This is a genomic window from Pseudomonas sp. TMW22090, assembly GCF_022496665.1.
GTDB classification, from domain to species: domain Bacteria; phylum Pseudomonadota; class Gammaproteobacteria; order Pseudomonadales; family Pseudomonadaceae; genus Aquipseudomonas; species Aquipseudomonas gregormendelii.
Genome location: NZ_SCFH01000005.1, coordinates 105,059 through 124,831 on the forward strand (window position 1 = coordinate 105,059; position 19,773 = coordinate 124,831).

Below are 19,773 nucleotides of genomic sequence, written 5' to 3' on the forward strand. Positions count from 1 at the left end.
CGATCAGTTAGTGATGAACTTGGCGCTGACGTAAGGCGCGTAGTCCGCAAGTACAGCTTCGACCTTGCCTTGCTCCTTGAGGAACACGGCGGTGTCGGTGATGGCTTTGGTGGTCGGCGCGCCTAGGGTGATCACCTGATCAGCCGCCAGCGGGTAGACGTTGCCTTGCAACAGCAGTGGAATGTCGCTGGCCTTGGCGCCGGAGAGTTTCACCAGCTTGTCGACGTTGGCTTGATTGGCGAGCCAGGCTGTTGGGTCTTTGCGGTAGTCGGCGTAGGCGTCGAGGGTAACTTTGGCGAAGGCGGTGACGATTTCCGGGTGTTTTTCAGCGAAATCTTTACGCACGATCCAGGCATCGAAAGTCGGTGCGCCAAACTTGGCCAGTTCGCCAGAGGTAATCAGCACTTTGCCGTTTTCCTTGGCAACGCCCAGGGCTGGATCCCACACGTAGGTAGCGTCGATGTCACCCCGTTTCCACGCGGCGATGATGGCTGGCGGGGCCAGGTTCAATACGGTGACTTTCGAGGGGTCGATGTTCCAGTGCTTCAGCGCGGCCAGCAGGCTGTAGTGGCCGGTGGAAACGAATGGCACGGCGATCTTCTTGCCGATCAGGTCTTGCGGGGTCTTGATCCCGGAACCGTCGCGGGCCACCAGGGCTTCGGCTGCACCGATCTGGGTGGCGATCAGGAAGGTTTCCACCGGTACTTTGCGGGTGATCGCAGCAGTCAGGGGGCTGGAGCCGAGGTAGCCGATCTGTACGTCGCCGGAGGCAATGGCGGCAATGATGTCGGCGCCATTATCGAATTTGCGCCAGTCGATCTTGGCGTTGGTGGCTTTTTCATAGGCGCCATCGGCCTGGGCGACTTTCGCCGGGTCTACGGTGGTCTGGTAAGCAACGGTGACGTCGGCGGCCTGGGCGAAGAAGCTCGCCACAGCCAGCGAAGCGGCCGCCAGGAGGCGAAGGGGGAAATGCAGTTTCATCGGAGAAGCTCCTCAACAGGCGGCCGGGAGTTGGCGTGTGAGGAGACTAAATGATCTAAGAATGCTGAAATAAATAACTTTTTCGCATTAGCTTATGAGCGGAAAAAGCGAAGGATCAAAAGATCGCAGCCTGCGGCAGCTCCTACACAGGTCGCGTGCAGGCTCGGGGGCTGCGTGGCGCGGGCAAAAAAAATCGCAGACTCCAGCCGATCCCTGTAGGAGCTGCCGCAGGCTGCGATCTTTTTAAAGCTGCCGATTAATTACTGATGGCCAGAATGCTTGCTTGATACGACCCGACGAACACATCGAAATCGCCGACTTCGTTCTTCTCCAGCTCCACCTGTTCCGCCAGCGACGAGCGTGCACGGTCTTCGAATTTCGCCTGGTCTTCGGCAGAAAGCGGTTCGCTGCGGAAATATTCCGCATGCGCCTGGCTCTGGCGCAACGAGAACTGACTGAAACTCTCCTTATGCTCCGCCATCGCTGCCAGCACCTGGGCCGATGGGGTCAGGGACGGGTCCTTGACCTTGGCCAGCTGGGCATCCAGCGCCTTGCTGTGAGCATCGCCGCCGTGGCTCTGGTCCAGTATCGCCGCGAGGGGCGCAATGTGCTCCAGCAACTCGCTGGCCCACTCCTTGAGGTCCACCGGCTGGCCGTCGCGCTGCAGTTGCAGGCCCGGGCGGCGACCTTCCTTGACCACGCTAAGGAAGTTCGAGGTCGCGTTGCCGCACGAGGTGTTGGTCAGCAGCGGGCTGTCGTTGAGCGCGCAGTACAGCAGGAACGCGTCGAGGAAGCGCGACTCGGTGAGGTCGATGCCCATCGGCAGGAACGGGTTGATGTCCAGGCAGCGCACTTCGACGTACTGGATACCACGTGCCACCAGCGCCTGGATCGGGCGCTCGCCAGTGTAGGTCACGCGCTTGGGGCGAATGTTGGAGTAGTACTCGTTTTCGATCTGCAGGATGTTGGTGTTGAGCTGAACCCACTCTCCATCCTGATGGGTGCCGATCTCCACGTACGGGGCGTAGGGAGTGGCTACCGCTTTGCGCAGGCTGTCGGTGTAGCTGACCAGGTCGTTATAGCAAGGCGTCAGGCCGGCCTGGGCGTTACTCTGGTAACCCAGGTCACTCATGCGCAGGCTGGTGGCGTAAGGCAGGTAGAGCGTGTCCGGGTCCAGTTGCTCCAGCTGATGGGAGCGCCCTCGCAGGAAGCCCGCATCCAGGGCTGGTGAAGCGCCAAACAGGTACATCAGCAGCCAGCTGTAGCGACGGAAGTTACGGATCAGCGCGATGTAGGCCGAGGACTGATAGTCGCGATCGGTGCCGACAAAGCCTTCAGCTTCCTTGAGCAGCGGCCAGAGTTGTTCCGGCAGGGAAAAATTGTAGTGAATCCCGGCGATGCATTGCATCGTCTTGCCGTAGCGCAGGGCCAGGCCCTTGCGGTAAACGTACTTGAGCTGACCGATGTTCGAGGTGCCGTAGTAGGCAATCGGGATGTCTTCCTCAGCCGGCAACGGGCACGGCATGGAAGGACTCCACAGGTACTCGCTGCCGAGCTTGCTGTAGGCAAAGCGGTGAATGCTGTCCAGGCTCGCCAGCGTATCGGCCGGGTCCGGCAGGGCGGGCGTGATGAACTCCAGCAGCGACTCGGAATAGTCGGTGGTGATTTGTTCATTGGTCAGCGCGGAACCCAATTCTTCGGGGTGGGGCGTTTGCGCCAGGCGACCTTCGCTGGTTACGCGCAGGCATTCACGTTCGATGCCGTGAAGGCACTGTTCGAGCAGAGAGAGGTTAGCGCGCTCGCCAAGCAGAGCCAGGCGGCGGTTGAGAATTTCGCTCAAGTTGGATTCCTTCACGCGTCAGTCGCCCCAATATGGGGGTGGGCAAGACGGTCTACAAGGGTGAAGTTGAAACTGGCGTTTTCGCCTGGTTTTTTAGCAGCACGGACTTCATGCCAGTCGGTCAAGGACCCTTCGCCGCGAACCCTGTGGGAGCGGGTTTGCCCGCGATGAGGGAGTGTCAGTCACCATTTATGTTGCCTGACACACCGCCATCGCAGGCAAGCGCGCTCCCACAGAAAATCCCGGCGCCGCTTTCATAGCGCCGAAATTACCTCAAAATGATGATCGGTAGCTACAGGACAGCGAACGTGCCTTGCGCTTTTGCGACCAATTTTTCGCCTTGCATCACCTCGGCCTCGACCACTAGCGTGCGACGGCCCGGGTGGATCACCCGTGCCGTGCACATCACCTCGCCCTCAGACACCGCGCGAATGTAGTTGATCTTGCATTCGATGGTCGCGCTCTGCTGGTCGAAGCCATGGGTGCTGGAACAGGCCAGGCCCATGGCAATGTCCACGAGGCTGAACAAGGCGCCGCCGTGCAACTTGCCGCCGCGGTTGCGCAGTTCGGGCTGCAGTGCCAGGGCGACTTGCGCCACCCCTGTCTCCAGGTTGTGCAAACGACAACCCAGCAGCTTGAAGAACGCGCTTTCGGTCAACCCTGGCGGGATCTCCATCAACGCTTCTTCAGTTGCTTGGCGTTGGCGAACAGCGAGGCCATGGCATTGTTGGCAGGGGCCGGCGCCGTGGTTTCCTTGCGTGGTGTAGTGTTCTGGGACTGGCGCGGTGCCGAACCAGGACGCGCACCACGAGCGCCATCGATTTTCTCGCCAGGGGTGTCGCTCATGCGCATCGACAGGCCCACGCGCTTACGCGGAATATCGACTTCCATGACCTTCACTTTCACCACGTCACCGGCCTTTACCGCTTCACGGGGATCCTTGATGAACTTCTCCGAAAGTGCAGAGATATGTACCAAACCGTCCTGATGCACGCCGATGTCAACGAATGCGCCGAAGTTGGTCACGTTGGTGACCACGCCTTCGAGGATCATGCCCAGCTGCAGGTCCTTGAGGTCTTCGACGCCTTCCTGGAACTCGGCAGTCCTGAACTCGGGACGCGGGTCGCGACCGGGTTTTTCCAGCTCTTGCAGAATGTCGGTGACCGTTGGCAGACCGAACGTCTCGTCGGTGTACTTCTTCGGATCCAGGCGCTTGAGAAAGCTGGCGTCGCCAATCAGTGAGCGGATGTCGCGGTCGGTTTCGGCGGCAATGCGCTGCACCAGTGGATAGGCTTCCGGGTGAACGGCGGACGAATCCAGCGGGTTGTCACCGTTCATGACCCGCAGGAAGCCGGCGGCCTGTTCGAAAGTTTTTTCACCCAGGCGTGCGACTTTTTTCAATGCGGCGCGGGTCTTGAACGCACCGTGTTCGTCGCGGTGGCTGACGATGTTCTGCGCCAGGGTCGCATTGAGGCCGGAGATGCGGGCCAGCAGTGCCACGGAAGCAGTGTTGACGTCCACGCCCACGGCGTTCACGCAGTCCTCGACCACTGCGTCCAGGCCGCGGGCCAGTTTCAGCTGTGATACGTCGTGCTGATACTGGCCGACGCCGATGGATTTCGGATCGATCTTCACCAGTTCGGCCAGCGGGTCCTGCAGGCGACGAGCGATGGACACCGCGCCACGGATCGACACGTCGAGGTCCGGGAATTCCCTGGAAGCCAATTCCGACGCCGAGTAAACCGATGCGCCGGCCTCGGAGACCATGACCTTGGTCATTTTCATCGCCGGGTATTTCTTGATCAGCTCAGCGGCGAGCTTGTCGGTTTCACGGCTGGCGGTGCCGTTGCCGATGGCGATCAGGTCGACCGAATGCTTGGCGCAAAGGGCTGCCAAGATCGCAATGGTCTGGTCCCACTTGTTGTGCGGTACGTGGGGGTAAACCGTGGCGTGATCCAGCAGTTTGCCGGTGGAATCGACCACGGCGACCTTGCAACCGGTACGCAGGCCCGGGTCCAGGCCCAGTGTGGCGCGCGGGCCGGCCGGGGCCGACAGCAGCAGGTCGTGGAGGTTGTGGGCGAACACATTGATCGCCTCGGTTTCCGCGCCATCGCGCAACTCGCCGAGCAGGTCGGTTTCGAGATGGGTATAGAGCTTGACCTTCCAGGTCCAGCGCACCACTTCGCCCAGCCATTTGTCGGCGGCGCGGTTCTGGTTCTGAATGCCGAACTGCTGGCCGATCATGCCTTCGCAGGGGTGCATGGTGCCCGGCAGCTCGTCGCCGACTTTCAGCGCGGAACTGAGAATGCCTTCGTTGCGGCCACGGAAAATCGCCAGGGCGCGGTGCGATGGCATGCTTTTGAGCGGTTCGTCGTGTTCGAAGTAGTCGCGGAACTTGGCGCCTTCCTCTTCTTTACCGGCGATCACGCGGGCACTGAGGATAGCCTCCTGCTTGAGGTAGCTGCGCAGTTTGTCCAGCAGGCCGGCGTCTTCGGCGAAGCGCTCCATCAGGATGTACTTGGCGCCTTCAAGGGCCGCCTTCACATCGGCGACGCCTTTTTCCGCGTCGATGAAGCGTGCAGCTTCGACGTCCGGGGCCAGGGTCGGGTCGTTGAACAGGCCGTCGGCCAGCTCGCCGAGGCCGGCTTCCAGGGCGATCTGGCCCTTGGTGCGGCGCTTCTGCTTGTACGGCAGGTACAAGTCTTCGAGGCGGGTCTTGGTGTCGGCGAGCTTGATGTCGCGCTCCAGCTGCGGGGTCAGCTTGCCTTGTTCCTGAATACTGGCCAGGATGCTGATGCGCCGTTCGTCGAGTTCTCGCAGGTAGCGCAGACGCTCTTCCAGATGACGCAACTGGATGTCATCGAGGCTGCCGGTCACTTCTTTCCGGTAGCGGGCGATGAAAGGCACGGTAGAACCTTCATCGAGTAGCGCGACGGCCGCTTCGACCTGTTGTGGGCGTACACCGAGTTCCTCGGCGATGCGGCTGTTGATGCTGTCCATAAAACCACCTGACAAATTGTGAAAGCAGGCTCGCAGGCACAGGATTAAAGGCTCGGCGAGTCTGGTTGAGCGGCCTGGCCTGCGCCGCTACCTGGATCAACAGGCATCCCGTTGACCCGTGAAATCGAACAATTACTGCCAGCGCCATGAAAATAAAAATTGGCTGCTGCTGTAAACGATCAGACGTTGCCTGACACAAAAGGCCGCGCATTATAACCAGCATCGGTCATTCGGGGCATCGCAGGCTCCCGCTACCCACCCGGTTTACTGGCGGTGGAGGAAAAATCTGCTAACAATGCACACGGTGCGTATAACGGCAGCTACGCCATAATGCGCGCGGAGCTAAAAGGAGCATCTAATGAGCAGCACTGCAAACATTGCTGAAGGCGAAAAAATTCTTATTGTTGATGACGACCCGGGGCTGAGCAGCCTGCTGGAGCGCTTTTTCGTCAGCAAGGGCTACCGTGCCCGCACGGTACCGAACACGGAGCAAATGGACCGCCTGCTGGCGCGTGAAGTGTTCAACCTGGTCGTTCTCGACCTGATGCTGCCAGGCGAAGACGGCCTGACCGCCTGCCGCCGCCTGCGTACCGCGAACAACCAGATTCCAATCATCATGCTGACCGCCAAGGGCGATGAGCTGAGCCGGATCAAGGGTCTGGAGCTGGGTGCCGACGACTACCTGGCCAAGCCGTTCAACCCGGACGAGCTGATGGCGCGGGTCAAGGCGGTGCTGCGTCGCCAGTCGACGCCAGTGCCAGGCGCACCGGGCAGCGAAGACGAGAGCGTGACGTTTGGTGACTACGAACTGTCGCTGGCCACCCGTGAGCTCAAGCGTGGCGAAGAAGTGCACATGCTTACCACTGGCGAGTTCGCCGTGCTCAAGGCGTTGGTAATGAACGCGCGTCAGCCATTGACTCGCGACAAGCTGATGAACCTGGCTCGTGGTCGTGAATGGGATGCGCTCGAACGCTCCATCGATGTGCAAATCTCGCGTCTGCGCCGGATGATCGAACCTGATCCATCCAAACCGCGTTACATCCAGACGGTTTGGGGCGTGGGTTACGTATTCGTGCCGGATGGCGCAGCCACCAAGTGATTGGCGATTTGTAGGAGCGGGTCATGCGGATGATTTTGTCCGCAGACTCGCAAACCGCAATATGCGAGCATCGCTCGCTCTTGCAAGTGTTTAGCGGTTATCCATGAAAACGCCCGTGTGGTTCCCCCAAAGTTTCTTCTCTCGCACCCTGTGGCTGGTGCTGATCGTTGTGCTGTTTTCCAAGGCGCTGACCCTCGTTTATCTGTTGATGAACGAAGACGTGCTTGTGGACCGCCAGTACAGCCACGGCGTCGCCTTGACGCTGCGCGCCTATTGGGCGGCTGATGAAAACAATCGAGACAAGATCGCCGAAGCGGCAACGCTGATTCGTGTGGTTGGCACCGGTGTGCCGGAGGGTGAGCAGCACTGGCCCTACAGTGAAATCTACCAGCGACAGATGCAGGCAGAACTCGGTGCCGATACCGAAGTCCGGTTACGTATGCACTCGCCCCCGGCCCTCTGGGTGCGGGCGCCGAGCCTGGGTGACGGCTGGCTGAAAGTACCGCTTTACCCGCATCCGCTGCGCGGTCAGAAAATCTGGAACGTGCTTGGCTGGTTCCTCGCCATCGGGTTGCTGTCCACGGCTTCGGCCTGGATTTTTGTCAGTCAGCTCAATCAACCTTTGAAACGCCTGGTCTATGCGGCCAGACAGCTCGGCCAGGGGCGCAGCGTGCGCTTGCCGATCAGCGACACGCCGAGCGAAATGACCGAGGTGTACCGCGCCTTCAACCAGATGGCCGAGGACGTCGAGCAGGCGGGCCGTGAGCGTGAGCTGATGCTTGCCGGGGTATCCCACGACCTGCGAACCCCGCTCACCCGTTTGCGCCTGTCCCTGGAGCTGATGGGCGACCACAGCGACCTGACCGACGATATGGTGCGTGACATCGAGGACATGGACGCGATTCTTGACCAGTTCCTGGCGTTTATCCGTGATGGGCGCGATGAATCGGTGGAAGAAGTCGACCTGATCGATCTCGTGCGCGAAGTCGCTGCTCCTTACAACCAGAACGAAGAAAAAGTGCGTTTGCGCCTGGAGCCGATCCAGCCGTTCCCGCTACGGCGGGTGTCGATGAAACGACTGTTGAACAACCTGATCGGCAATGCGCTGCATCACGCCGGCAGCGGTGTGGAGGTGGCGGCTTACGTATCCGGAGATACCAGCGCGCCTTACGTGGTGCTGAGCGTCATGGACCGTGGCGCCGGGATCGATCCGTCGGAGCTGGAAGCCATTTTCAATCCGTTCACCCGTGGCGATCGTGCCCGGGGCGGCAAGGGCACCGGATTGGGCCTGGCGATCGTCAAGCGGATTGCTTCGATGCATGGCGGCAATGTCGAACTGCGCAACCGTGAGGGTGGCGGGTTGGAGGCGCGGGTGCGCTTGCCGTTGGGGTTGATGTTGCCGCGCGATGCGGTTTAACGGCTGAAAAAAAGATCGTCCGAACGCGGCCCGAGCCGTCGGACGATCTTTTGATCTTCCCGCTTTAGCCTTTTCCTTTGGTGCGCGTCATATTCGGCCCACCATTCTTTTCAAGATGCTCGATGATGATCCCCGCCACGTTCTTGCCGGTGGTGGTCTCGATGCCTTCCAGCCCCGGCGACGAGTTGACTTCCATCACCAGCGGCCCGTGATTGGAACGCAGGATATCCACGCCTGCAACGGCCAGCCCCATTACCTTGGCCGCGCGCAAGGCCGTCATGCGTTCTTCCGGGGTGATCTTGATCAGGCTTGCGCTGCCGCCCCGGTGCAGGTTGGAGCGGAACTCCCCGGGTTTGGCCTGGCGTTTCATCGCAGCAATCACTTTGTCGCCCACCACGAAGCAGCGAATGTCCGCCCCACCGGCTTCCTTGATGTATTCCTGGACCATGATGTTCTGCTTGAGACCCATGAACGCCTCGATCACCGACTCCGCCGCAGTCGCGGTCTCACACAACACCACGCCGATGCCCTGGGTGCCTTCCAGTACCTTGATCACCAGAGGGGCGCCGTTGACCATTTCGATCAGGTCGGGAATATCATCCGGGGAGTGCGCAAACCCGGTGACCGGCAAGCCGATCCCTCGGCGCGAGAGCAGTTGCAGTGAACGCAGTTTGTCCCGCGAACGCGCGATGGCCACCGATTCGTTGAGCGGAAATACCCCCATCATCTCGAACTGGCGCAGGACCGCGCAGCCATAAAACGTCACCGATGCCCCGATACGCGGGATGACCGCATCGAAACCTTCCAGCGGCCGGCCCCTGTAGTGGATCTGCGGCTTGTGGCTGGCGATGTTCATGTAGGCGCGCAAGGTGTCGACCACGACCATTTCGTGGCCACGCTCGGTTCCGGCTTCGACCAGACGACGAGTGGAATACAGACGCGGGTTCCGCGACAGCACAGCGATCTTCATGCAACACCTGTGGAAAGGGTAGATACCGGGAACACCGGCTTGTCTTGTACGTATTTGATGCCCGGATTGACGACCAGTTGGCCGTCGATAAGGGCTTTGGAACCCAGTAGCAGGCGATATCGCATGGATTTACGGCAGGCGAGGGTGAACTCGACCCGCCAGACCCGATCACCGAGGGCCAGGGTGGTGCTGACCACATAGCGCTTCTGCGCATGGCCATTGGAGCTCTTGATGGTTTTCATGGTCACCAGCGGGGCTTCGCAACGTCGGTGACGCAGTTGCACTACCGTGCCCAGATGCGCGGTAAAACGCACCCATTTTTCGCCATCGCGCTCAAACGGCTCGATGTCGGTGGCATGCAGGCTCGAGGTGCTGGCACCGGTGTCGATTTTTGCCCGCAGGCCTGCCACTCCCAAATCCGGAAGCGCCACCCACTCGCGCAGACCGACAACGGTCAAATGGTCAAATGTCTTCAATAGGAATAAACCGACGATTAACGCGTCCAGGTACCCGCTGGTACCTGGGCCAACGCTTTGAATGCAGGCTTGGCGAACCAATAGCCTTGCATCAGAAAAATTCCACAGTCCGCCAGGAAATCCCGTTCTCCAGCGCTTTCGATGCCTTCGGCAATGACTGTAACGTCCAGATCCGCACAGATTGTGACAATCCCCCGCACGATAGCCTGACGAACACGATCGCGATCGACATCACGGATCAGCGCCATGTCGAGTTTGATCAGGTCGGGTTGGAAGTCAGCGAGCAGATTGAGCCCCGAGTACCCCGCACCGAAGTCATCGATGGCGGTCTTGAAGCCGAATTCGCGGTATTCACGCAGAATATTGGTCAAATGGCGATAGTTATCTACGTGCTCGCTTTCCAGGGTTTCGAAAATCAGCCTGTCTATGGGGAAATTGTGTTTTTTGGCGGCCTTCAGCGTGCTGCGAATACACAGCTCCGGGCGGTACACGGCGTTGGGCATGAAGTTGATCGACAAGTTGGTTTGCATGCCCAGTTGCGCAGCACCTTCGATCGCCTTGGTGCGGCAGAGCTGGTCGAATCGGTAGCGATTGGCCTCGGTGACCTGGTCAAGCACCGATAACGCGCCTTCACCGCCGGTGCCGCGCACCAGTGCCTCATGGGCAAAGATCGATCGGTCTCGCAGGTCCACGATGGGTTGGTAGGCAAAGGCAAAATCAAAGCCCAACGGTTCGCTTTGTTGACATCCCTGGCAATCGCCACTGGATGAAGTCAATGAAGACGGAAATATTGTCACTCGAACACTCCACTGCGATGAGCCGACCTGGATCACATTCTATCTGGAGGGGCGGGTTCTTGCGCCCGACAGAAACGGTAGTACAGTTCCGACTATGGGCTAAAAGAGGAATTCCGGTGACACAAAAAAAGGATGAGGACGACAAGGTCCGTCTCGATAAGTGGTTGTGGGCTGCGCGTTTCTATAAAACACGTGCCTTGGCCAAGACGGCGATCGAAAGTGGCAAGGTGCATTGTCGGGGCGAGCGCTGCAAACCCGGCAAGGAACCGCGCATTGGCGACGAATTTCAGATTCGCCAGGGGTTCGAAGAGCGTACGGTAGTAGTTCAGGCACTGTCGATCGTGCGCCGGGGGGCTCCCGAGGCGCAGGCCTTGTATGCCGAGACCGAAGCCAGCGTCGCCAAGCGCGAGGCTGCTGCCGAGATGCGCAAGGCGGGTTCGCTGGGCATAACCACCGACGGCAAGCCGAGCAAAAAACAGCGGCGGGATCTGTTTAAGTTTCGTGGGAACAGCAACGACGAGTGAAGCAGGTGTTTGTGCGCTGGCCTGTCTGAGCTTGGAACCCGACCGGATTGTTCCTAAAATGCCTGCCATGGCCAGACTTTGCGTGCGCAAACCCTGCGCAGCTTACTCTTTGAAATCTTTTGACATTAATTCAGATACCCAAACCTATGACCGATCTAACGGATACCGACTACACCCAACGCTTCATCTTCGATGACAGCGATACCCGCGGCGAACTGGTTTCGTTGGAACTCAGCTACGCCGAAGTCCTGGCTAAACATGCGTATCCGGAACCGGTTGCGCAATTGCTCGGCGAATTGATGGCCGCGGCGTCGTTGCTGGTCGGCACCTTGAAGTTCGATGGCCTGCTGATCCTCCAGGCCCGTTCCGAAGGGCCGATCCCGCTGCTGATGATCGAGTGCTCCAGCGAACGCGAAATCCGTGGCCTGGCCCGTTATGAGGCTGACCGCATCGCACCTGATGCGACGCTCGCCGACCTGATGCCCAACGGTGTCCTCGCGCTGACGGTCGATCCGACCCAAGGCCAGCGCTACCAGGGCATCGTAGACCTGGACGGCGAAACCCTGTCGGAGTGCTTCACCAACTATTTCGTCATGTCCCAGCAGGTCGGCACGCGCTTCTGGCTGTACGCCGACGGCCGTCGTGCCCGAGGTCTGCTGCTGCAGCAACTGCCTGCTGATCGCCTCAGGGATGAAGAAGAACGCGCCGCCAGCTGGCAGCACATCACCGCCCTGGGCAGTACGCTGACGGCCGATGAGCTGCTCAGCCTGGACAACGAAACCGTGCTGCACCGCTTGTACCACGAAGAGCAGGTGCGCCTGTTCGATGTCCAGCGACTGCGCTTCCGTTGCAGTTGCTCGCGCGAGCGCTCGGCGAATGCGCTGGTCAGCCTGGGCCTGGAAGACGCTCAGGACCTGGTCGTGGAACACGGTGGCAACATCGAGATCGACTGCCAGTTTTGCAATCAGCGCTACCTGTTCGATGCCGCCGATATCACTCAATTGTTCGCTGGAGCCGGTGTGGATACCCCGTCAGATACCCGGCACTAAAACGGTTCAGCGCAGGTAAATTCACTGCTTGGCGCCGCATTAGCGCCGTTACGACGGGAGGGCCCTACTATTTTTGGGCGTTTCTGGCATAATCCGGCCCACTTTTTGTCGCGGTAGTAGTGCACGACTTTCTACTACAAAACGTTTGGAGCACACTCGGCCACTGGCCGACGGGGAATCTCATGACGCAAGCCAATAACGCCGTGTACACCGATCTGAGTGTTGATGATCTGGTAAAAGAAGCTCTGAATCGTGGTGAAGGCGAGCTTGCCGATACCGGCGCGCTGGTTGTTCGTACCGGTCACCGTACCGGCCGCTCGCCAGTCGATCGTTTCATCGTGGAAGAGCCAACCACCCAGGCAGCCATCGCCTGGGGCCCGATCAACCGCAAGTTCCCGGCCGACAAGTTCGATGCCCTGTGGGACCGCGTCGAGGCGTTCAACAACGCGCAAGAGCATTTCGTTTCCCATGTGCATGTAGGTGCGTCCGAAGACCACTACCTGGCTGTGAAAATGACCACCCAGACTGCCTGGCAGAACCTGTTCGGTCGTTGCCTGTTCATCAATCCTGCCCAGTACAACCCGGCAGGTCGCGAAGAGTGGCAAGTACTGAACGTGGCCAACTTCGAGTGCGTGCCTGAGCGTGATGGCACCAACTCCGACGGCTGCGTGATCCTCAACTTCGCCCAGAAGAAGGTACTGATCGCCGGCATGCGTTACGCCGGTGAAATGAAGAAAGCCATGTTCTCGGTGCAGAACTTCCTGCTGCCGGCCGCCGACGTGCTGCCAATGCACTGCGCGGCCAACATCGGTGAAGCGGGCGACGTGACCCTGTTCTTCGGTTTGTCCGGCACCGGTAAAACCACCCTGTCCGCCGACGAAAGCCGTTACCTGATCGGTGACGACGAGCACGGCTGGGGCGAAGGCGTTGTGTTCAACATCGAAGGCGGCTGCTACGCCAAGTGCATCGACTTGTCCGAGAAGAACGAGCCGGTCATCTGGAAAGCCATCAAGCACGGCGCAGTCCTGGAAAACGTCGTCATTGATGACGCCAAGCACGCCGACTACGCCGATGTGAGCCTGACCCAGAACAGCCGCGCAGCTTACCCGCTGGAGCACGTTGCCAAGCGTTCCGAGAAGAACCTCGGCGGTGAGCCCAACGCGGTGATCTTCCTGACCTGCGACCTGACCGGCGTACTGCCGCCAGTTTCGATCCTCAGCGAAGAACAAGCGGCCTACCACTTCCTGTCCGGCTACACCGCTTTGGTGGGCTCGACCGAAATGGGCTCCGGCAGCGGCATCAAGTCGACGTTCTCCACCTGCTTCGGCGCACCGTTCTTCCCGCGTCCGGCTGGCGAATACGCAGAGCTGCTGATCAAGCGCATCCGCGGCTTCGGTTCCAAGGTCTACCTGGTCAACACCGGCTGGACCGGCGGTGGCTACGGCGTTGGCAAGCGCTTCAACATTCCGACCACTCGCGGCGTCATCGCAGCGATCCAGAGCGGCGCGTTGATCGGTGCTGAAACCGAACACCTCGACACCATCAACCTCGACGTGCCATTGGCCGTACCGGGCGTTGAGACTGGCCTGTTGAACCCACGTAATACCTGGGCTGACAAGGCTGCCTACGATGAATCGGCTAAAGCACTGGCCGGCCTGTTCGTCGAGAACTTCAAGAAGTTCGACGTGAGCGACGCCATCAAGGCTGCTGGTCCGAAGTTGTAAGGATTGGCTTGATGTAACGAAAAAGCCGCCTTCAGGGCGGCTTTTTCGTGGGCGTGGGCTTCAGGTCTTGAGGTGCAGGACAAATGCACCGAGCAACACCAGAATCACCCCGAGCACCTGGATTTTGCCCAGCCGCTCCTTGAAGAACACATATCCCAGGATCGCCGCTATCCCGCCCGACAGGGTGCTGATTACCGTCACCACCGAAACCGATCCCGCCACCGCGCCCCAGGCAAATGACGAAAACCCGCCGAGGTTCATCAGGCTGGCACCGGTCAGCGTCATGCAGTTTTTCAGCGGTGGCATCTTCAGCCCGTCCTCGATTCTCAAGACGATGGCTAGCAGTACGATCAGCCCGATCAAATAGGCGAGCCACAGCATCGTCACCGGTCCAAGAACCGACAGTACGAACTGGCCCTGCAACCAGAAACTGGTGCCATAAAACAACGCCGCCAGCAGAGCGTAGGCCACGGAACTACTGGTTTGGGTGGCGTGGGGAATCTTCGAGTCGCCATGAATGCTGGAAAGTATGACCCCGACCACACACAGGGCGATACACAGCAGCTGGAGCAAACCGATTTGCTCCCCTGCGGCCCAGGACAGCAACGTCGTCACCACCCCGTAGGACGTCACCACCGGCGCAACGATGGATGCTTTGCCCAGAGCAAAAGCCTTCGACAGCGAGAGTGCACCGGACACAGTCAGCCCTGCTGCAGCAACGCCAATCAGCCACACATTGATAGATGCCGACATGGCTTTGAGAATGAACGCAGGAAAAGCGATCAGCAGCAAACTCATTATGCTGAAGCCCAGAGCCTGGCCGAAATACACCGCTCGCTTGACGCCTACCGCCCGGGCATTCAAGCCCACCAGAAAATCCGTGCCGCCCCACAACAAGGCAGCAAGCAAGCCCATCAGTACGTCCATGCTTTGTCCCTCACGCTATGTCCTTATAGGTGTTCGCTGCAGACTCTGGAGCCAGCTCCTGCGTGTCCCAGCATCATTTTTGGCATTGAAACTGGCATTATTTCAACGAAGTTCGTGGTAAATAGCCAGAATAATGGCACTTATAGCATTTACTTGAGACCCTCCATTGTTTCAGTAGCACGGCGCTGTTGATCACAAGCTGATCTTCCATCGCTTTCATCAGTTGCCGCGTATCGGCGCCATCGCAGCTCGGTTCGTTCCCCCTGTCTTGATTCCCCACGCCCTGCCAGCCCCTGCGCGGTATCATCCGGTATCTTTTTACCCCCGACCTTTTCTCGACTCGCGGCGATCGCCAGCTAGGCTTTGGGCTTTGCCAGCGGTCAACGGAGTGACAGCTTATGCACAACACCCTGGAACAGGTTTTCGGTTATCCACAATTTCGTCCCGGCCAGGAGGCTGCGATCGGCGCGGTACTGGCCGGGCGCTCGGCAGCGGCGATCTTTCCCACGGGTTCAGGCAAGTCCCTGTGCTACCAGATCCCGGCCATGCTGTTGCCACACCTGACGCTGGTGGTCTCGCCACTGCTGGCGCTGATGCAGGACCAGCTGGCATTTCTGCAGCGTCACGGTATCTCGGCAGGCAGTATCGATTCGGCGCAGAGTCGCGACGACGCCGCCGATGTGATGGCTCGGGCGAAATCGGGTGAGCTCAAGATCCTGATGGTGTCCGTGGAGCGGCTGAAGAATGAGCGCTTTCGCAACTTCCTCCAGCAGGTGCCAATCTCGCTACTGGTCGTGGACGAGGCGCACTGCATTTCCGAGTGGGGCCATAACTTCCGGCCTGATTACCTCAAGCTTCCGGACTACCAGCGCCAGTTCAACATCCCGCAGGCGCTGCTGCTGACGGCCACGGCGACGCCGAAGGTGATCGCGGACATGCAGGCCAAGTTCGCCATTGCGCCAGAAGACGTCGTGACTACCGGTTTCTACCGGCCTAATCTCAGTTTGCTGGTGGAGCCGGTGCGTGGGCAGGACAAGCGCCGGCGACTGGTTGAATGGATGAGCGAGCGGCCGGGTCAGCCCAGCATCGTCTACGTCACCCTGCAGAAAACCGCCGAGCAAATCGCCGAGCACCTGGGTCGCAATGGCATACAGGCCGAGGCCTATCACGCCGGGTTGCCCCACGAAAAACGCGAGGCGATCCAGAAGCGCTTCATGGGCGGGCAATCCAATTGCATCGTCGCCACCATCGCATTTGGCATGGGCATCGACAAAAGCGACATACGCAACGTGGTGCATTTCGACCTGCCCAAGTCCATCGAAAACTACAGTCAGGAAATCGGTCGTGCCGGGCGCGACGGCCGGCCGTCGGACTGTCTGGTGCTGGCCAACCGCGACAGCCTCAATGTGCTGGAAAACTTCGTCTACGGCGACACGCCGGAGCTGGATGGCATCCGGCACGTGCTGGATGAGTTAAAGGCGTGCGCGGCTGATGGGCAATGGGAGTTTCTGCTGGGGCCGCTGGCGGACCAGAGCAACATCCGGCAGCTGCCGCTCAAGACCTTGCTGGTTCAGCTGGAGCTGCGCCGGATCATCGCCCCGCGTTACGCCTACTACGCCGAGTACCGATTCAAATACCTGCAGGAGCCTGCCGACTTGCTGGCCCGGTTCGAGGGGGAGCGCAAGGATTTCGTGGCGGCGATCATTCAGACCTCCACCCTTGCGCGAGCCTGGGCCACGGTGAGCTTTGACGCGCTGTACGAACGCTACCAGGCCGAGCGTAATCGGGTGGTCAAGGCCCTGGATTATTTCCAGGAAAAGGGCTGGATCGAGCTCGAAAGCAAGCAGATGACCGAGGTCTACAGCGTGCTGCAAGCAGGCTTTGACAGTCAGGCACTGGCCACGGAACTGCATGCCTACTTCACCCGGCACGAGCAAACCGAGGTCGCCCGAATTCACGCAATGCTGGATCTGTTTGCCACCGACCGCTGCCTGGGTTATCGGCTGGCCGAGTACTTCGGGGATGAACATGCTCCCCGGCAGTGCGGGCATTGTTCAGTGTGTCACGGAAATATCGCACGACTGCCGTCACCGCCGGAGCTGCCGGCGCTTGTGGATAAGAATTTCGAGGCGTTGTGCGGTGAATTTATCCACAAGCACGAGCAGCACACCGGCTCCATTCCTTCGACCGAGCGGGTGACCCGATTCCTGTGTGGCATCAGTGTGCCGTTGTTTACCAAGCTCAAGGCGCGGTCAATTGCGGGGTACGCGGTGCTGGAGGAGTATCCGTATGGCGAAGTGCGGGAGTGGGTCGAAACTCACCTCCAAGCTTGAGCGTGATATCTGTAGGCGCGAACTTGCTCGCGATGGTCGTCAACAATGACGCGGGGGCAACAGCTTAATTTGCGAGATTTCAAGATCATCGCGAGCAAGCTCGCTCCTACAGGGGGGTTGGCGTCTTGGCAAACAGCGTATCCATCCGCTGAATGTCTCCCATCACAGGAATAAATTTCAAAAATGAACGGTGGCTGACTATGGTGAGGGCTGTCTTTGGATCGCCAACAAGAGAACAACCATGAGCCAGACACCGTTCAACATTCAGCGTGCCGCCGTGATTGGCGCGGGCACCATGGGCCGGGGCATTGTGATGTGCCTGGTGAATGCCGGGGTGCCAGTGCAGTGGGTCGATAATAATCCGCAGATGCTTGAGCAAGCCCTGGCAAGCGTGGCAGACACCTGCGCTCACAATGTTCGCCAGGGCCGTATCGATCAGGCCGAAGCGGATGCGCGTGTCGCGCGGGTCACTGCCGTTGCAGACTATGCGGCCATTGCTGATGTAGACCTGGTGATCGAAGCGGTGTACGAGAACCTTGAGCTCAAGCAAAAGATCTTCCGCGAGCTGGACGCTCTGCTCAAGCCTGAAGCGATTCTGGCGAGTAATACCTCGGCGCTGGATATCGACGCCATCGCTGCAGTCACCGGCCGCCCCGGGCAGGTAGTGGGGCTGCATTTCTTCAGCCCGGCGCACATCATGAAACTGCTGGAAATCGTCCGCGGTGCGAAGACTGCGCCGGCGGTACTGGAGGCGGCGCTGGCGCTGGGTAAGCGCATGGGCAAGGTCAGCGTGGTGGCCGGTAACTGCGACGGTTTCATCGGCAACCGCATGCTCAATACCTACGTGCACGAAGCACGCAAGATGCTGCTGGAGGGCGCCTATCCCCATCAGGTCGATGCGGCGCTGCAAGGTTTTGGTTTTGCCATGGGCCCTTTTCGCATGTACGACGTGGTTGGCGTCGATCTGGGATGGCGCGCCCGGCAGTTGGCGGGTGTTGGCCAGGATGCGCCCGAGGTGCAGGTCGATAACCGCTTGTGCGAACTGGGTCGCTTCGGTCAGAAGAGCGGCAATGGTTACTATCACTACGAAGCCGGTAGCCGCCAGGCTGAGCACGACGTAGAGGTCGATGCGCTGGTGCTGGAGGTCAGCGAGGGATTGGGCTATCAACGCCGTGAGATCTCGCCTGAGGAGGTGCTGGAGCGCTCCTTGCTGGCATTGGTCAATGAAGGCGCGAAGATTCTTGAGGAAGGTATCGCCGGATCGGCCCACGATATCGATCTGGTCTACCTCAACGGCTATGGCTTCCCGGCCGACAAGGGCGGCCCGATGGCCTGGGCTGATCAGCAGGGGCTGGCGGATATTCATCAGCGGTTGCTGGCGTTGGAGACTCGCCAGGGCGATCACTGGAATCCGGCCCGGTTGATTGGTGAGTTGGCGGCGACCGGCAAGGGGTTTGCCGACTGGTGATCACTACAGTGTTCTTGCGGGCGCCATCGCCAGCAGGCTGGCTCCCACATGGAATTGTGGGTGTTCTTAAACTTTGAGTTGAAACCCGATTGACTGTGGGAGCCAGCCTGCTGGCGAAGAATGCTGAAACAGAATTAGCTTTAGAATTGGAATTCAATCCAAGGAAACGACGCCAATGCCCCAACGCTGCGAATACCCGCACTTCCAGCCCATCACCACGCGCTGGCATGACAACGATGCCTACGGCCACGTCAACAACGTGACCTACTACAGCTTCTTCGATACCGCGGTGAACACCTACCTGATCGAAGTCGGCGGCCTGGATATCCATGACGGCGAAGTCGTCGGTTTTGTCGTGAGTTCGGCCTGCGATTATTTCGCCTCGATTGCGTTTCCGGACCGGATTGAAATCGGCCTGCGCGTGGGCAAGCTGGGCAACAGTTCGGTGCAGTACGAACTAGCGGTGTTCAAGGCAGGGGAAGACGAGGCCTGTGCAGCAGGGCGCTTTGTGCATGTGTTTGTCGATCGCGGGTCGAATCAGCCAGTGGCGATTCCTGGCGGGTTACGCGGGGCGCTGGAGCGGTTGGTGGTTTGACTGGCAAAAAAAATCGCGGCCCTGGGGCCGCGATTTTTTGATCTACCGGTAAACGAGGCGATTGATGCCTCAGTCGCGATAGCGATGTTTGTGCTTGCGGTGGCCGTAGGCATGGCCGCGACCCCGATGATCATCGCGATAGTAGCGACGATCATCACGGCCACCGCGATAAGAGCGACGATTATCGTCCTCATCGCTCTTGTTGCCCATGTAGTTGCCGAGTGCGCCACCCGCGCCACCGCCTGCTGCGGAGCCGATCAGGCTGCCTGTGGTGCCGCCTACGCTGCGACCGACCACGTTACCGCCGGCTGCGCCCAGCGCACCACCGATGGCGGCTTCGCCACGGCTGCGTTTGTCTGCGCCGACGGCACTACCACCCGCGCCACCCAGGGCTGCGCCGATGGTTGAACCTGTATTGCCGCCTAACGATTGACCGACGACTGAGCCCAAAACCCCGCCCAATGCGCCGCCCACGCCTGCTTCGGTGGTGCCTCCGGCAGAAGCGAAGCCACTGACCAGGCCAAGGGACAACAAGAGAATCGAGGAGAACTTCATAGAGGAACCTCAAGGGGA

Annotated in this window: 17 protein-coding genes; 8 read left to right on the plus strand and 9 right to left on the minus strand. The window is 59.7% G+C overall.

Translation table 11 applies throughout. From position 1 onward, the window contains the following. Nucleotides 1–3 precede the first annotated feature (3 nt). The 4 genes from tauA to EQV97_RS15635 form a co-directional block, all read right to left on the minus strand. Nucleotides 4–981 carry a taurine ABC transporter substrate-binding protein gene (tauA, locus tag EQV97_RS15620; RefSeq protein WP_240889217.1) on the minus strand — a complete coding sequence of 326 codons (978 nt, stop codon included), beginning with the start codon at nucleotides 979–981 and terminating at the stop codon, nucleotides 4–6. 256 nt (nucleotides 982–1,237) lie between these two features. Next, on the minus strand, nucleotides 1,238–2,821 hold the full coding sequence (gshA, locus tag EQV97_RS15625) for a glutamate--cysteine ligase (RefSeq protein ID WP_225569232.1): 1,584 nt from the start codon (nucleotides 2,819–2,821) through the stop codon (nucleotides 1,238–1,240). A 292-nt stretch (nucleotides 2,822–3,113) separates the two neighbouring features. Beyond that, nucleotides 3,114–3,497 (minus strand): PaaI family thioesterase, encoded by a 384-nt coding sequence (locus EQV97_RS15630; RefSeq protein WP_240889218.1) that lies wholly within the window; start codon nucleotides 3,495–3,497, stop codon nucleotides 3,114–3,116. Further along, nucleotides 3,497–5,821 (minus strand): Tex family protein, encoded by a 2,325-nt coding sequence (locus EQV97_RS15635; protein ID WP_240889219.1) that lies wholly within the window; start codon nucleotides 5,819–5,821, stop codon nucleotides 3,497–3,499. Before EQV97_RS15635 ends, EQV97_RS15630 begins: the two co-directional genes overlap by 1 nt. Before the next feature lie 358 nt (nucleotides 5,822–6,179). On the opposite strand from EQV97_RS15635, the gene ompR reads away from it, so the two are divergent. Next, on the plus strand, nucleotides 6,180–6,920 hold the full coding sequence (ompR, locus tag EQV97_RS15640) for a two-component system response regulator OmpR (protein WP_045061316.1): 741 nt from the start codon (nucleotides 6,180–6,182) through the stop codon (nucleotides 6,918–6,920). Between the two features lie 103 nt (nucleotides 6,921–7,023). Then, on the plus strand, nucleotides 7,024–8,337 hold the full coding sequence (locus EQV97_RS15645; protein WP_122840750.1) for an ATP-binding protein: 1,314 nt from the start codon (nucleotides 7,024–7,026) through the stop codon (nucleotides 8,335–8,337). Nucleotides 8,338–8,401: 64 nt separating this feature from the next. Here EQV97_RS15645 and rimK read toward each other — a convergent pair whose 3' ends face one another. Genes rimK through EQV97_RS15660 form a run of 3 tightly spaced genes read right to left on the minus strand, consistent with a single transcriptional unit; the run spans nucleotide 8,402 to nucleotide 10,580 of the window. Continuing rightward, entirely contained in the window at nucleotides 8,402–9,307 is a 906-nt protein-coding gene (gene rimK, locus EQV97_RS15650) for a 30S ribosomal protein S6--L-glutamate ligase (protein WP_045061318.1), read from the minus strand. Next, on the minus strand, nucleotides 9,304–9,765 hold the full coding sequence (locus tag EQV97_RS15655; protein WP_177328584.1) for an ATP-dependent zinc protease: 462 nt from the start codon (nucleotides 9,763–9,765) through the stop codon (nucleotides 9,304–9,306). The genes rimK and EQV97_RS15655 overlap by 4 nt, the downstream gene beginning before the upstream one ends. Nucleotides 9,766–9,800: 35 nt before the next feature. Then, nucleotides 9,801–10,580: an EAL domain-containing protein gene (locus EQV97_RS15660; RefSeq protein WP_122840749.1), complete on the minus strand. Its 780-nt coding sequence runs from the start codon at nucleotides 10,578–10,580 to the stop codon at nucleotides 9,801–9,803. A gap of 116 nt (nucleotides 10,581–10,696) precedes the next feature. Between EQV97_RS15660 and EQV97_RS15665 the strand changes: the two genes are divergently transcribed. The 3 genes from EQV97_RS15665 to EQV97_RS15675 all read left to right on the plus strand — a co-directional run bounded on the left by EQV97_RS15665 (nucleotide 10,697) and on the right by EQV97_RS15675 (nucleotide 13,877). After that, a complete protein-coding gene (locus EQV97_RS15665) occupies nucleotides 10,697–11,104 on the plus strand; it encodes a S4 domain-containing protein (RefSeq protein WP_240889220.1) in 408 nt (135 codons plus the stop codon). A 146-nt stretch (nucleotides 11,105–11,250) separates the two neighbouring features. Beyond that, on the plus strand, nucleotides 11,251–12,153 hold the full coding sequence (gene hslO / locus EQV97_RS15670) for an Hsp33 family molecular chaperone HslO (RefSeq protein ID WP_122840748.1): 903 nt from the start codon (nucleotides 11,251–11,253) through the stop codon (nucleotides 12,151–12,153). A gap of 182 nt (nucleotides 12,154–12,335) precedes the next feature. Further along, the gene (locus tag EQV97_RS15675) at nucleotides 12,336–13,877 is read left to right on the plus strand and encodes a phosphoenolpyruvate carboxykinase (protein WP_122840747.1); all 1,542 of its coding nucleotides are present in this window, start codon (nucleotides 12,336–12,338) and stop codon (nucleotides 13,875–13,877) included. Between the two features lie 60 nt (nucleotides 13,878–13,937). On the opposite strand, the gene EQV97_RS15680 is transcribed toward EQV97_RS15675, so the two are convergent. Beyond that, nucleotides 13,938–14,792 carry a DMT family transporter gene (locus EQV97_RS15680; RefSeq protein WP_240889340.1) on the minus strand — a complete coding sequence of 285 codons (855 nt, stop codon included), beginning with the start codon at nucleotides 14,790–14,792 and terminating at the stop codon, nucleotides 13,938–13,940. A 410-nt stretch (nucleotides 14,793–15,202) separates the two neighbouring features. Between EQV97_RS15680 and EQV97_RS15685 the strand changes: the two genes are divergently transcribed. From EQV97_RS15685 to EQV97_RS15695, 3 genes are all read left to right on the plus strand, one after another. Next, on the plus strand, nucleotides 15,203–17,137 hold the full coding sequence (locus EQV97_RS15685; protein ID WP_240889221.1) for an ATP-dependent DNA helicase RecQ: 1,935 nt from the start codon (nucleotides 15,203–15,205) through the stop codon (nucleotides 17,135–17,137). A gap of 241 nt (nucleotides 17,138–17,378) precedes the next feature. Then, complete coding sequence (locus EQV97_RS15690; protein WP_240889222.1) at nucleotides 17,379–18,605, plus strand: 3-hydroxyacyl-CoA dehydrogenase; 1,227 nt, start codon at nucleotides 17,379–17,381, stop codon at nucleotides 18,603–18,605. Between the two features lie 175 nt (nucleotides 18,606–18,780). Further along, a complete protein-coding gene (locus EQV97_RS15695; RefSeq protein WP_045061326.1) occupies nucleotides 18,781–19,200 on the plus strand; it encodes a thioesterase family protein in 420 nt (139 codons plus the stop codon). A 69-nt stretch (nucleotides 19,201–19,269) separates the two neighbouring features. Here EQV97_RS15695 and EQV97_RS15700 read toward each other — a convergent pair whose 3' ends face one another. Next, nucleotides 19,270–19,755, minus strand: a complete 486-nt coding sequence (locus tag EQV97_RS15700; RefSeq protein WP_122840743.1) for a glycine zipper domain-containing protein — start codon at nucleotides 19,753–19,755, stop codon at nucleotides 19,270–19,272. Nucleotides 19,756–19,773: the final 18 nt, after the last annotated feature.